Below are 13584 nucleotides of genomic sequence, written 5' to 3' on the forward strand. Positions count from 1 at the left end.
CGCAGCCTGTTTTTTGGTTTTCAGTGAAATAATGCTATATTCCCTACTAAAACCTGTCGTATGAAAGAAACCATCCACACCTCCCTGCAAACCCTGAGCCTAATCGCTGTTATCGGCCTCCTTGCCTGGTATTTCATTGGGAGCGGCGTTCCTACGCATACCCTTTTTACCTGGATGATTCTTTTACTGATTGTAACGGAAATCGCCAGCCTGATTTTGATAGGTGGCAGCTTTCCGGAAAGTTACACCTCCCTTAAAGTTGGCATCATAGCGGCCTTGTTTATTTTGCTAGGAATCAAAAACATGCTTCCTTCCTTTTTCATCCCGCTTACCATCACGCTTATGGCCTTGAATTTCCTTTACAACTTTTATACGAGTAGCAAAAGAAAAAAAGGCGGCTACAAACGCAGGCGAAAATCCCTGCGAAATTGAAGTGGCAAAAAGGGCCTTTCATTCCATTGACCGTACCTGCCCCCACGTTGCTTTTCACTATCCGGTGTTCGCTTCCATTCGATACCTGTTCGATAGTGGACGTAATTTCCGATCCAAAACCGTGATAATCCGTTTACATTAATCATTTTTTAAAAAATTCCGGTTGCTTTTTTTTGCAAAACTTAGCCTGCTGGAATGGACTTTTTTCTCAAAAACCGTCTCAGTTTCAGACAACTCCTGCATCAAACGTCCGCTTTCGACACACTTTCCGCGGCAAGTGGTTGGCAAAAAGGTTTCACTCCAGTGTGGAAATTATCGTCGCAGGCGGGGGGCTCTTTTATTCGCATTTCGTGGTATGGCATTGGTAGCAAGAGAGGAAAACAGACTATCCATTAAATGCACAAAATCATGAAAACATTCGCAACTCTCGTACTCACCCTCGGCCTGGTCGTTGGAAGTATGGCCTCGGAAAAAAGCCTGATGGAAATCGCCTCAATAGAGCAAGAAGGGCAGCGATTTACGCTTAGATTGGCAGCTGCCATAGGTCCCCTGACCGTTTCGATCTACGATCCCAATGGAAAATTGATCGCAAAAGACCGCTATCAGGTTGATTGCCCACTAACGATTCCCTACAACTTGACGGAGGTCCCCGAAGGAACGTATGACGTGGAGATCAAAACCGGCGAGGAATCCGTGCGCTACGGAGTGGCTAGCAAAAAACCCGCACCACGGCGCCCGATGGCCTACGCCAGGATTTTGGATGAAAAGACCTTTTCCCTAAAAATGTTGGGCGTTGAAAAACCCGGTACCCGGATCACCATCTACGACCAAAACCACAAACGAATTGCCTCGGACACCATTGAAGAAACCGGCGGATTTTCGAAAAAGTACCACCTCAAATTTATGAAAGTGGAGGACATCTACCTCCGCGTACAGGATGCAAACGGTCGTGCTTCCTACCTCTACCTGGACTAAAATCATTACAAGCTGAAACTGGATTGACCTGGCCGGACTTGCCAATGCGCTCCGGCCTTTTTCTTTCCACGCTCCTGGAATTATTCCGCTAAAATCGACTGAATAAAATAGACCGATTGGGGAATTTGGGCCACCGATCGGGAAGACTCGTCTTCGATGAACAGGTAATCGGTACCAGCCATTTTGGCGTGCCGGATGATGCCCTCCACGTCGATGTCTCCTTCACCCAACACCACATTGGACTGCTTGTCTCCCGTTCCGTCGCTGCTGCCCGGAGTGCCTGGCTTGCGGTCCTTTAGGTGTAGCAGGGGAAACTTATCCGGATACGCCTTCAATAGTGCCAGGGGGTCTGCTCCAGCCATTTTCACCCAGAAAACATCCATTTCAAAAGCGAAGTGCTCGGCATTTTCCAGTATGTAATCAAAAAGGGTTCCTCCTTCGTAAGGCGTAAACTCGTACCCATGCGGATGGTAGCAAAACGTGAGGCCTGCCTCCTTTGCCATCCTCCCCGCCCGATTAAAAACCTCCAGGGCCTCTTTTGCCTCTGCCTCGCCAAAACTACCGGACGCATGCGGAATCCAAAAGGTTACGATGTAGTTAGCGCCAAAAAACCTGGCCCGCTCAATGACCGCCTGCGGATTATCCCGCATTTCCTCAAAAGTACCGCCCACGCTTACCAACTGAAGCCCGTATTTTTCCAAAAGTGCCTTGTATTTTTTTTCACTCAATCCATACGTTCCCCCACCTTCAATATAGCGAATGCCCCATTGGTTGATGAGTTGGTGGTACCTTTCTACATCCGTCTTCATCTGCTCCCGAAGACTGTAAAGTTGAAGGCCGATTTTCTGCGCTTGAAGGTCGTTCGTTGACTCCACGAGCAGCAAAGTGGCAAAAACGAGTAAAAGGAGGGGCTTATTCATGGTTCTGGGTTTACTGGTGATTTAAATCCGCCTACGCCTCGTGAATATAAAAAATCCCGGAAACAAAACGCAACAAGTCAACAACGAATGCTACGGCAGTTATCTTCGCTTAGTCCTCTTTGAACCGATCCAGGACGTACAAAAAAATATTAAAGGACAGCGTAGACACCTCTTCCGAAGAAGCCTCTCCGGTAAGGTTTTCCCGTTCGCCCATTTCTTTGTACTTTGGCTTTTTCGTGGTGTTTTCTTCCCTGGTATATCCCGAAAATGAGCGGTCTCCCGAAGGTTTGGTTGATTTATCCACCTGGTTTTCGGAAGTTTGCGGATGATAGGGAAGTTCTTTTCTCTCTTTATCCGAGAGAATACGCTCCTCCGCCGTCTGTCCACTGGCAGTAGATACGGCAAGTGCGCAGAATATTAGTCCTGCAAATAAAAATTTTAAACTAATTTTCAGAAGTATATTTCGTAAATTCACCGGTAGCCATGTTTTGGATAAAGAATCAATCCCTAAAAACGAGAACTTACTTCAAAAATACTGAAAAATTCGTTGGATTGCAAAGGATTATCGTGAATCCTTTTAACATGCCGGACGGTCGTTTGGCCGTACAGCCGGTAAAAAGCGCCGGGTATTGCTACCCCTTGTGTACCAAAAAATGAATCCATTTTTCCATGATTGACCCCATCGATTTCAATGCTTTTTCGGTAAATCATTCCGGAGACTACCTGCCTGGATCTGCTCCGGCCCAAATCCAGCGGGTGTCAATCGATTCGAGAAACCTGCAAAACGGCACCTCTACCCTTTTCGTTGCGCTAGAGGGAACGCGCCGCAGTGGCTGGCATTTTGCAGCCGACGCCTACCGCCAACAGGTGAGAAACTTCATACTCCCGGCGGCTGCTCACTCCCCGGAACTCCAAACCAGCCTTTCCGGGTCCAACCTGCTATTTTGCCAGGATCCCCTGCACGCATTGCAGGACCTGGCCCAGATGAACCGACACGCGTTTAAAGGTACGGTGGTGGGCATTACAGGTAGTAATGGCAAAACCATCGTCAAGGAATGGCTGGCCCAGGTGCTTTCCGAAAATTACCGGGTTTGGAAAAGCCCCAAAAGTTACAACAGCCAACTTGGTGTTCCGCTATCTGTGTTGGGAATGGAAAGCAGCCATCAGGTGGCCCTGCTCGAAGCAGGGATCTCCCAACCCGGGGAAATGAAACGTCTGGAAGCGATCATCCAACCCAGGCTGGGAATTTTTACCACCATCGGAACGGCCCATGACGAAAACTTTGAAAATCTGGAACAAAAAATCGCCGAAAAATGTGTGCTTTTCGCCGATTGCCGGTTTGTCATCTACCGAAAAGATGTAGAAAAAATCAGTGGATACCTGGAACAACACTTTCCACCGGAGGTACGGATCAGTTGGTCCGAAAAACCCGGCGCTGACTACATGCTTACGGTCAAACCGGATGGAAAAAAGGGGAGCCGACTACTATTGCTTGGAAACGACCTAAGCACGTACACCTTTACCACCACTTTCCGGGATCCGGCTTCGTTGGAAAATATCCGCCACGTGATCGTTTCCGGGTTGGTATTGGGCATGTCGGCCCAATCCGTGCAAAGAGGGTTGGACCTGCTCCATGCCGTTGACATGCGCCTTACCGCGAAGCAAGGAATAAACCGTTGCCGCATCCTGGACGATAGCTATAACAACGATCTCGCCGGTTTGGAAATCGCCCTGGAGTTTATGAACCAGCAGGGAAAACCGGCAGGAAAAAAAGTTCTTATCCTTTCGGAAATGCTTCAGGAAGGAAAGCAATCCGTAGTCCATGAGCGCATTGCCCGGATGATAACGCACTACGGCATTGATCGTTTTGTGGGCGTAGGGAAGAACTTCGATTCCCATAAAGGGATATTCCCGGAGCAACGTGCGTTTTATCCAGATACCGATACCTTGTTAGAACGCCTGTCTGAACTCAATCTGCAGGAGGACCTGATTTTGGTTAAGGGAGCCAGGGCCTTTCACTTCGAACGCGTGGTACGGGCGCTGGAAGCCCAGGTACATGACACGGTACTGGAAATAAACCTGAACTGCCTTCGGCACAATTTTGACCACTACCGGGCACAGCTAAAACCGGGCACAAAGGTAATGGTCATGGTGAAGGCGTTTGCCTACGGAAGTGGGTCGGCGGAGATCGCCCACCACTTGCAACAGATAGGCGCCGACTACCTCTCGGTGGCCTACCCGGACGAAGGTGTATATCTCCGCGAAAGGGGTGTGGAGTTGCCGATCATGGTGATGAATTCGGCCGCTCGCCACCTGGACCTGCTGCTTCGCTATCGGCTGGAACCGGTCGTCTACGACTTACAAACATTGAGGGAATTGGCCGATACCGCTACAGAAAACCTCTCCATCCACTTGGAGTTGGATACCGGCATGAGACGCCTGGGCATGGAGGAAATGGACCTGGAAGCTACCGTTACACTTCTACAGCAGCACCCGCACATACAGATGGCCGGCTTGTTTTCCCACCTGGCGGCAGCCGATGAAGCCGCTCACGAAGCCTTCAGCCGTCAGCAATTGGCCTTATTCGATCGGTGGAGTCGGTTCCTCATGCAACGATTGGGATGCCGACCGCTTCGCCATGTGCTTAATTCCGCCGGCATCATTCGCTTTCCCGAATACGCCCTGGACATGGTACGACTGGGAATCGGCCTGTTCGGTGTAGAAATCAACGGAATGGAACAAGAAAAACTACAGCCGGCAGTATCGCTGAAAACGGTGGTCTCCCAGGTTAGGAAACTTAAAAAAGGCGAAACCATCGGCTATGGCCGCAGGGGGCGCATGCATGCCGACGGGGAAATTGCCACCCTTGCCATCGGCTACGCCGACGGGTACGATCGCCGGTTTGGCAACGGCCAGGCCTACGTCCTAATCAAAGGAAATAAGGCCCGCACCATCGGCACCATTTGCATGGATATGTGCATGGTCGATGTGACAGGAATGGATGTACGCGAGGGAGATGCAGTGATGCTCTTCGGAGAGGACCCTAGCTTGCAACAACTCGCGGAATGCATCGGAACCATCCCCTACGAACTGCTGACAGGGATCGGTAGGCGTGTGAAACGGCTGTACGTATTGGATTGAACGGCCGGCCGATTCGCTCATTTAGTCGTGAGGAATTGGATATATTTTTGTTTATTTGTCAGGTACTTTGAAAGACGTCCCGGATTGGTCACGCTAACAATCCAAGGGCCTACTTCGAACTTGCGCCAGTCTAACCAAATCGTTGAAAAAAACCCCGATGGAAGTACCCTTTACGGCTAAAAAACCAGCCTTTCTATGGATTTTGCCCCTAATCCTTACGAGCTTCTTTTCTTGCGAGGATAGCCTGCTGGAAGAGGTTTTGGTGTACGACAATGATTTTGCCGAGTCCGATTTGGTGTATTTTGAAAAAGGCCGGCTCTATGATTTCAACGGTGATACGGTGCTGGGGTATTTTCACAACGAAGAGATATTGCTAAGGCTACCGGATCTTCCTTCTCACAATGCGCTGAAGGTCACAATCGATTTATTGCTGCACGATAGCTGGGACGGAAATCCGGACAACATCGGTGGCCCGGATTTCTGGTACATGAATTTGGATGGTACACAAGTGCTGCGTACCACCTTTTCAAACAGCCCTTGCGAATCCACCTACTGCCTGTACCAATCTTATCCGGATGCGTATCCCCGGTTTTATGAGCCAAAAACCGGGGCCGTGACTACCGATCTTCCCGGTCGCTGTCAATACAGTACCACGCCAGGCTGGACCAGCAGGTACCAAATTACCAGAATAATTCACCACACCGAGAGCGAATTGGAACTCGTTTGTGGGGATGAGCTGAAACAAGAAAACGCACCCGACCCTGTCTGTGACGAAAGCTGGTCCATTGCACGAATTCAGGTGAGTACCATGACTGTAAATTAAAACGCATATGAGCAACCGTCTTTCCACCCTTTTTGCGACCGCTGGTTTTATTCTGCTAAATTTATGGGCAAGCGTTCCTGTTGCATGGGGTCAAAGTGTCAGCTTGAATCTGCCAATTTATGGGGAGTACATGCGTAGGCAGCAGTTGTTGGGCAACCTTTCCGAAAGCAGTAGTTTTATGATCCGCCCCCTGTATCCGCAGGAAGCTTTTGGCACCTCCAATGGAATGGACCTGGACGAAACGTTTACGGATGAGGACCTATCGGCGTTTAATTTTCGTACCAAAGACAACAAAGGGCGCTTTCAAGTATTACCGGTAATGGTTCGGACGCAATTCAATGAAGGGTACGGATTTGGTATCAACGACGGTCCCATGATCCCCAACAGGGGCATGCAATACCTGTTCAACGCCGGGTTCTATTTGGAATACGGCCCTTTGAGTATTCAACTCCAGCCGGAAGTCATGCATGCAGGCAATCAGTATTTCCAGGGGTTTCCCCTGGACCACTGGGGTAGCACCTGGCTGCAGTATTACGAGTGGTTGAACACGGCCGATATTCCCGAGCGATTCGGTGGTTCCCCCTATACCTACCTTTCTTTGGGGCAAAGCAGCATCCGCCTAAATCTCGGGGAGGTCTCCCTGGGAGTTTCCAACGAAAACCTTTGGTGGGGTCCGGGAAGGAATGCTTCGCTGCTGATGAGTAACCACGCGCCGGGTTTTCTCCACCTAACATTGAACACCCGAAAACCGGTTCAAACGCCTTTCGGCAGCTTCGAAGGACAGCTCATAGCCGGCAGGCTCGAGGATTCGGGCTTTGCCCCTCCTCACGATAACTATGTATACGCGAACACACCGCTGTATGTGCCCAAACGACCGCAGGAGGACTGGCGCTACCTATCCGGTCTGGTGCTTAGTTACCAACCCAAATGGCTACCCGGATTGTTTCTTGGCTTTAGTTCCGTATCGCAAATGTACCATACCGACATGCAGCAACTGGCCGATTACCTACCGGTTTTCAATGGAGAAAAAGGACCCGAAAGTATTTCCAGACCCGATGTGGACAAAAGAAACCAGCTGAGTGCAGGATACTTTCGATGGATAGACACCAATGGTCACTTTGAATTTTACGGGGAATACGGTTCCAATGGGAATAGCAGAACCTTGTACGACTTTCTTATCAATCCGGATAAAAACCGGGCTTTTACGCTGGGGTTTTCGAACCTGATCCCATTAAAAAGAACCGATGAGTTTTTCCAGATCGGCATGGAAATGACGCAAACGGGGCAAACGATCCGGGATGTGATTCTGGCACGCAACAGTTGGTACACGCATCCCCACGTCCGACACGGGTACACCCACAAAGGCCAGGTACTTGGCTTCGGCTACGGCCCGGGTAGCAACGTACTTTCGCTGGACGCCGCCTGGGTGAAGGGATTCAACCGCCTGGGCTTCGCCCTGGAATACATCAACCACAACAATGATTTTTACTACAAGCGCTTTGAGGAAATCAAAGATTGGCGCAGGAAGTACGTGGACATCGTTCCCTCATTACTTGCCGAATGGCGTTTTCAAAACCTGTTGGTTGCTGGTAAATTTCAATACGTAAACACCCTCAATTACAAATGGTACCTGGAAAATCACCCGGAAATCTATTTCGTGCCCGGATTGGACCAGCAGACCTTTGTGGCTCAGGTGGGAATTTCCTACCTTATTCGCTAGCCATTTCCTGGTCCATACCAAGGAGGGTATCCAAAATCAATTCACAGGCAGCTACGTAAAAATCGGGCTGTATATTTTCAAAGGTATCGGTGGGTTGGTGGTAATCCTTGTGATCGTCCACGCCGAAATAAATAAACGGGATATTTCTCTCGTGAAACGGTCCGTGGTCCGATGCTTTACTCCAATCCTTTTGGCCGGCCCCTCCATCGTTTCCGAGCACCAGTCGGATGGAAGACCTTCCGGCGGCAGCCTCAAGAAAGGGGCGGAATTGCGGATAAAAACGGGTACCTACCGCATACAGGGTTCGGTCATCGCTTCTGCTGATCATGTCCATGTTGACCACCGCTTTGACCTCTTCCAGTGGAAAAGGGAAGTCCCTGAGCAATGCCCTTGCCCCCACTAATCCTTTTTCCTCCGCATCCGTGGCCACAAAGAGAAAGGAATGCCGGGGCAGATTTTCGGAAAAATAAGCCGCCATCTCCAGCAAGGCCGCCGTTCCCGAGGCGTTGTCATCCGCTCCGTTATAAATTGCCTCTCCCTTTTTTCCGAGATGGTCGTAGTGAGCCAGTAACAAAATAATCTCGGCCGAAGCAGATCCGGGAATAAAACCAAGGATATTTACCCCTAAGCCTTCCGCTCCTTTGGCTGCATCCAGCACAAACTCCTGACGATATCCCGGAAACTGGCTACCAAGGCCAATGGATTCAAATCGCTCCCGGATGTATTCCCTTGCCATACGACCTCCTTCGGTCATCGGAGCCCGGCCCTCCATCGAATCCGAGGAGAGCGTGCGCATGTCGGCCAGCAGGCGACTTTGGTCAATATTCTGCCCAAAAACCAGGTAGGGAGCAGCCCAAAAAAGTAATAAAATAAGCGGGGTAATCGTTTTCATACAGGAAGTTTTTACGTTGGCTTGTGTATATTCGTGAAAATACTAAACTTTCACTTGTAGATTTGACTTTGTTGACGAAATATATCTTAACGGCAGGCCTGCTTTTTTTGACCTACCTGCAAAGCATCGGCCAAAATGAGGTGGTGGAACAGTTTTTAAGTGGAAAGTCGGTGGTATTTATTTCTGCTTCTACGAATGCAACGCCTTCCCTTTCCTGGAAAGAACTGGCCGAAGAAATCCACTCCGCTCTCATCGCTGCCGGAGGGGATCCCATAGCCTATTACGAATTGGAAGAGGCCATCCTATCGGAAGCCATCAAAAGCACCTATGCCTCCTTTTTTTCCCAACGGTTGGTTAAAAACATCGTCTTGTTGATCCGGAAAAATGACGGGCGGTTTTTTAGTCACGTATTTCCCTTCACCGGCAATGCCAACATCATTGCTCCGGGAGAAAACTGGTCCGGCTCCTCCGAAGACCTGCCAGGAATTAAAAACCAAATCGAATCACTGGGCAGCGGCAGAAGCAGTGAAAACTTTTTGGTAATCGAGGTGCCGGAATACCCGCCCGTTCCGGGAATGGAGAATAGCAGGGCTCAAAGTGGCTACCTTCCCCGAAACCCGCTCAACCTCGACGCCTTCAAACTAGGGGTACTGCTTACCGGCGCCTCAGGAAACGAAGGTTTTCTCACCAGTTTCCGACACGATGTCTACGGTAAGCCGGAGGAGCAGGTGGCCGCCGAACAACGGGCAGAACGCGAAGGTATGGAGTCGGTTTTTGAGGCCAATTATCCGCACGAGGTGGTTTTCCTGACCGAAGCACGGTCCAACCAGGAGCTGATTCGGGAAGGCGTTCAGTTTCTTCTAATGAAACAAGAAGGTCGGGAAGCCGACCTTATGCAAAGCATGGGCCTGGATCCGCAGGCAAGTGAAACACCAGACCGGGTTGTCGTCAAGTACTACATCCGGTTTTTGGTACGAAACGAGCAATACATCGGAACGCGCTGGGACGCCGATCCGGATTGGCGGGTAGCGTTAAAATCTTTTTTGGAACAGGTGTCGTACTAATCGCTTTTGGGGTTTCCATCCGCGCTCCAGGAGATGCCGGCCGTGTACACGGTACAATGCTTCAGCTTTCAAATAAGGCATTCGGTTGGTTCCAATGGATCTTCGCAACATACACGCTTCCATCGCTGCCGTGTTTTTCCACGCCCTCCGGCTGCATCCACTCTGCCACCGTCACCCATGTTTCCGAGGGGCTGACCTCGGTCACGCCAAAATTACCCAAGCGGGCGCCCCTTTCCGGCACCAGGATACGTTCCGTATGCCGTACCACTACCAAGCGCTCGGGGTCTACCTCAGCTATAAACAAGGGAGCCCGGTGCCGGAATACGTGATCGTTCCCTGCGCCCCTGCGGGTATAGACCAAGAACAATCCATCGCTGTGGCGCACCCAATGCTGCTGGGTATTGTAATTGCCCAAGTCGGTGCCGTCATCAAATTTCCAGGGCCGAATGGGTGCGAAGTGCATGCCGTCCTCACTGGATGTGACGTAGCCCTGCAGATCGTTCCGAATGGTAAGCAGGTATTTTCCAGCAAAGTAGGTCAACGAAGGTTCGTGCAGTCCCCGACTATCATCAGCTACCGATAGCGTATTGCCTATTTCCCGAAAGGTAAGGTCTCTTCCGTCAAACGCACAGCGGCAAACGGCCACCTGTGAATTTTCACCAGGCGGACTAAAATAGACTGGAAGCAAAAGGCTTCCATCGGAAAGGTCCAGGCGCTGTACGCAGCCTGCACCGGCGTTCCTAAACCGCTCTTCATCCGGCATTTTTAGTTTCTTCCAGGTATTCCAACTACCTTTCTTGGTATCAAAAATGGCGTAGGCCGTGTGTCGGGGTCGGGGGTGCGTTACTTTCCATTCTGGCGTGTAGACAATGGTGTGCCCGGTACCCAACAATACGCCGGTTTTATGGTGCCATTTTGGCCAGAAATCACTGGCCGCCACCGGCCGCTCCACACCGTCGATGGTTTCCATGCGAGGTGCCAATCCTGGAGACCTTTCCGGTTGGGTCCAGGTCGCACCCCGGTCCGGGCTTTTCATCCGGTACATTCCTTTGAACACGTCACTGCCCTCCAGGTCCAGGGTACTCAGGGTCATAATCACTTCTCCCCGGTGCGGTATCAATCCGGCTCGGGGATGTACCCAGCACTGCTTGCCATCAAACAAACGGGTGGGCACCTGTAGGTCTAGGCGGTAATCCGGGATTATTTCCTTTTCCACCTTATCGGAAGCCATTACGGATGGCAGCTCCAGCGTGCAAAGCGATACACCGGCAATCAAACTGTCCTTTAAAAAGATTCTCCGGCTATTGGATTTCGGGTTTTTCTTTTTCATTACTATTAAAAGTACCAAAAATTTGCGAATCGGGCCAGAGCAACTTCAAAAACACCGAATAAACGCTGAACCGAGTTCGTAACCCGGGTCGGACTGTAATTTGAGCTGGTGTTGGAATATCCGGCTGTTTAAGTTTTTAAACAAAGTCTAATTCTTCTTTCGATTAATTCAAAAGTCTAATTGCCCAGTAGTACAAACCCTGTATTCTACAGGTAGGAAAAACTTTCTTCCTTCACGCAACCTAAGGAGTTATTCCTGCGTCTTGGCATTAGGAAGCTGTTTTCAATCCAAATAGACACGCTTATTTTGAAAAAAATCGCCCTTGTTTTTGCCTTTTCCCTTTATTTTCATGCAATCTTGGCTCAAGAAAAGGAAGGTTACTGGGGACTTGCGGTGGGCCTGAGATCCCAGACAGTACAGGATCAATTGATCACGCGAAGCCGCTACACTGGAGCACCCATCTATTTCATGATCAATCATGAGCGTCAAAAAACCCGAAAGCTTAGCAACTTCCAGTTTGAAGGAAGTGTTGGACCTTTGAAAACCCGTGAGTTTGAATTAGGAAAGTCCCTGGGTCGCTACAAACAGCCACAAATAACTTCGTATTGGAACGAAATCAGCTACTCATCACTGTTTCTGCTCAGGGAATCCGACCTGGGTAACTGGTGGTTGGGCCCGTCACTTTCCAATCTGATCCATGTGCGCTTTGCCCCTCGTTGGGATAATAGTTCTATCAATTATGATTTTACAGGAAATCTTCAGGCAGCGTTTCAGCATCGACGCAGCTTTAAGTTTGTTGGTAAAAATATGATAGCGAATATCCGGATGAATCTGCCCTTAATTGGGTATATAACTCGGCCAATTTATGCCGGGGTGCCAGATTTTTTAGATCAGGAACGCGGCTTCGAAAGCCAATTATTCGAAAACACCTCTATTAGCTGGCTCGGTAATTTTCCCCGAATTCAATTCGATAATTTTGTAGCGTTTCCAATCGCTGGGGGCAATAAGATTCAATTGATCTACAATTGGGAATACTATTCTTTTCAGGATCCCAATCCGGTACAGACTGCGTCTCATACGGTTGGTATCAACTTTCTAATGCGAACGAAATGAAAAAACGGACCCAAATTTTAACTTTTTGGACGCTACTGTTTTGCATGTCTTGCGAGCAAATTCTGTTGGATTCGCCGCCTGAAAACACTAACGCGGAAAATTTTGATATTCTCTGGGATGTAATGAATGAGCGCTATTCCCTTTTTGACTATAAACACATTGACTGGGACAGCGTGAGAAACGTGTACAGGCCTCTGGCGCTTCAGGCCAAAAATGATACAGAGCTCTATGATGCCCTTGCTGCGATGCTCAATACCCTCAGAGATGGTCATGTAAATCTTCGTACACCTTTTGATATTAGCAAGTACTTTCCGTATTTGAGCGAACCGGCCAATTATAATTTTAACGTGCTGGAAAAAAATTATCTCGGTGAATACCGGATTACAGGGTACCTGCTCAATCAGGTAATCGACGGGGTGGGCTATATCCATTACCGTAGCTTTGCTACGCCCATTTTAGATTCCGAATTAGATTTTGTGATCGATCGATTTAGGGAACTACCGGGTGTAGTAATCGATATTCGTAACAACGAAGGTGGAGATCCGGCAAATGGGCTTAAAATTATTTCACGGATGATTTCCGAACGCACAAAACTTTATTCCTACCAATTGAAAAATGGCCCCGGTCCGGATGATTTCTCCGAAGTAAAGGATAGTTTCCTTGACCCTGATACCGAAAATCCAGGATTCAATGGAAGGATCGTGGTGCTGACAAATCGCGTGGTCTACAGTGCTGGAAGCTACTTTGCAGCCTATACCAAAGCCCTGCCGAAGGTTATATTGATGGGGGACGATACCGGCGGTGGCTGTGGTGTTCCTGCAGGTTACGACCTTCCGAATGGTTGGTATTTCAACTACAGCTCAACCATAGGCTATACCGTGGATGGACTGAATTTCGAAGGAGGTGTGCCGGTAGATATTCGGGTGGAAATGACCCCAGAAGACATCGCTGCGGGCAGAGACCCGATCCTGGAACGAGCTATTACCTATGTAAAAAACGGAAACTGAATCCAAAATGGTACCATTCAAAGTGCATCCTCTTGATGTACGCTCTTTCGCAGGTCCTGATCCTCAAAACGATAAGCAGCATGGCCTCCATCTAGGGGAAATATCGGCTTTAGGGGCTATTCCACAAGCAAATTTACCAAGCAATTCAATGTCTACACGTACGTACG

The 13584-nt window shown here is 49.4% G+C and carries 12 protein-coding genes; 8 read left to right on the top strand and 4 right to left on the bottom strand.

Translation table 11 applies throughout. The features are described from left to right. The first annotated feature begins 60 nt into the window (after positions 1 to 60). On the top strand, positions 61 to 432 hold the full coding sequence (locus BMW71_RS04785; RefSeq protein WP_092170354.1) for a hypothetical protein: 372 nt from the start codon (positions 61 to 63) through the stop codon (positions 430 to 432). 408 nt (positions 433 to 840) lie between these two features. Next, positions 841 to 1407 carry a hypothetical protein gene (locus BMW71_RS04795; RefSeq protein ID WP_143057559.1) on the top strand — a complete coding sequence of 189 codons (567 nt, stop codon included), beginning with the start codon at positions 841 to 843 and terminating at the stop codon, positions 1405 to 1407. 80 nt (positions 1408 to 1487) lie between these two features. Here BMW71_RS04795 and BMW71_RS04800 read toward each other — a convergent pair whose 3' ends face one another. Then, entirely contained in the window at positions 1488 to 2327 is an 840-nt protein-coding gene (locus BMW71_RS04800; protein WP_092170362.1) for a sugar phosphate isomerase/epimerase family protein, read from the bottom strand. Between the two features lie 109 nt (positions 2328 to 2436). Next, the gene (locus tag BMW71_RS04805; protein WP_092170365.1) at positions 2437 to 2802 is read right to left on the bottom strand and encodes a hypothetical protein; all 366 of its coding nucleotides are present in this window, start codon (positions 2800 to 2802) and stop codon (positions 2437 to 2439) included. Positions 2803 to 2996: 194 nt separating this feature from the next. Here BMW71_RS04805 and BMW71_RS04815 point away from each other — a divergent pair, with 194 nt between their 5' ends. The 3 genes from BMW71_RS04815 (at position 2997) to BMW71_RS04825 (ending at position 8011) form a co-directional block, all read left to right on the top strand. Further along, positions 2997 to 5468, top strand: a complete 2472-nt coding sequence (locus BMW71_RS04815; protein ID WP_244891083.1) for a bifunctional UDP-N-acetylmuramoyl-tripeptide:D-alanyl-D-alanine ligase/alanine racemase — start codon at positions 2997 to 2999, stop codon at positions 5466 to 5468. 157 nt (positions 5469 to 5625) lie between these two features. Further along, the gene (locus tag BMW71_RS04820) at positions 5626 to 6291 is read left to right on the top strand and encodes a hypothetical protein (RefSeq protein WP_092172642.1); all 666 of its coding nucleotides are present in this window, start codon (positions 5626 to 5628) and stop codon (positions 6289 to 6291) included. A gap of 7 nt (positions 6292 to 6298) precedes the next feature. After that, a complete protein-coding gene (locus tag BMW71_RS04825) occupies positions 6299 to 8011 on the top strand; it encodes a capsule assembly Wzi family protein (RefSeq protein ID WP_092170370.1) in 1713 nt (570 codons plus the stop codon). Here the strand turns inward: BMW71_RS04825 and BMW71_RS04830 are convergent. Next, on the bottom strand, positions 8001 to 8903 hold the full coding sequence (locus tag BMW71_RS04830) for a M28 family peptidase (RefSeq protein WP_092170372.1): 903 nt from the start codon (positions 8901 to 8903) through the stop codon (positions 8001 to 8003). The two genes, BMW71_RS04825 and BMW71_RS04830, sit on opposite strands and share 11 nt — an antisense overlap. Before the next feature lie 62 nt (positions 8904 to 8965). Here BMW71_RS04830 and BMW71_RS04835 point away from each other — a divergent pair, with 62 nt between their 5' ends. Next, entirely contained in the window at positions 8966 to 9967 is a 1002-nt protein-coding gene (locus tag BMW71_RS04835) for an NTPase (protein WP_244891084.1), read from the top strand. Positions 9968 to 10028: 61 nt separating this feature from the next. Here BMW71_RS04835 and BMW71_RS04840 read toward each other — a convergent pair whose 3' ends face one another. Continuing rightward, entirely contained in the window at positions 10029 to 11297 is a 1269-nt protein-coding gene (locus BMW71_RS04840) for a sialidase (protein WP_092170375.1), read from the bottom strand. A gap of 306 nt (positions 11298 to 11603) precedes the next feature. Here BMW71_RS04840 and BMW71_RS04845 point away from each other — a divergent pair, with 306 nt between their 5' ends. Next, the gene (locus BMW71_RS04845; protein ID WP_092170377.1) at positions 11604 to 12410 is read left to right on the top strand and encodes a hypothetical protein; all 807 of its coding nucleotides are present in this window, start codon (positions 11604 to 11606) and stop codon (positions 12408 to 12410) included. Further along, entirely contained in the window at positions 12407 to 13417 is a 1011-nt protein-coding gene (locus BMW71_RS04850) for a S41 family peptidase (RefSeq protein ID WP_092170380.1), read from the top strand. Before BMW71_RS04845 ends, BMW71_RS04850 begins: the two co-directional genes overlap by 4 nt. Positions 13418 to 13584: the final 167 nt, after the last annotated feature.

This window comes from Cyclobacterium xiamenense (genome assembly GCF_900109255.1).
Classification (GTDB): domain Bacteria; phylum Bacteroidota; class Bacteroidia; order Cytophagales; family Cyclobacteriaceae; genus Cyclobacterium; species Cyclobacterium xiamenense.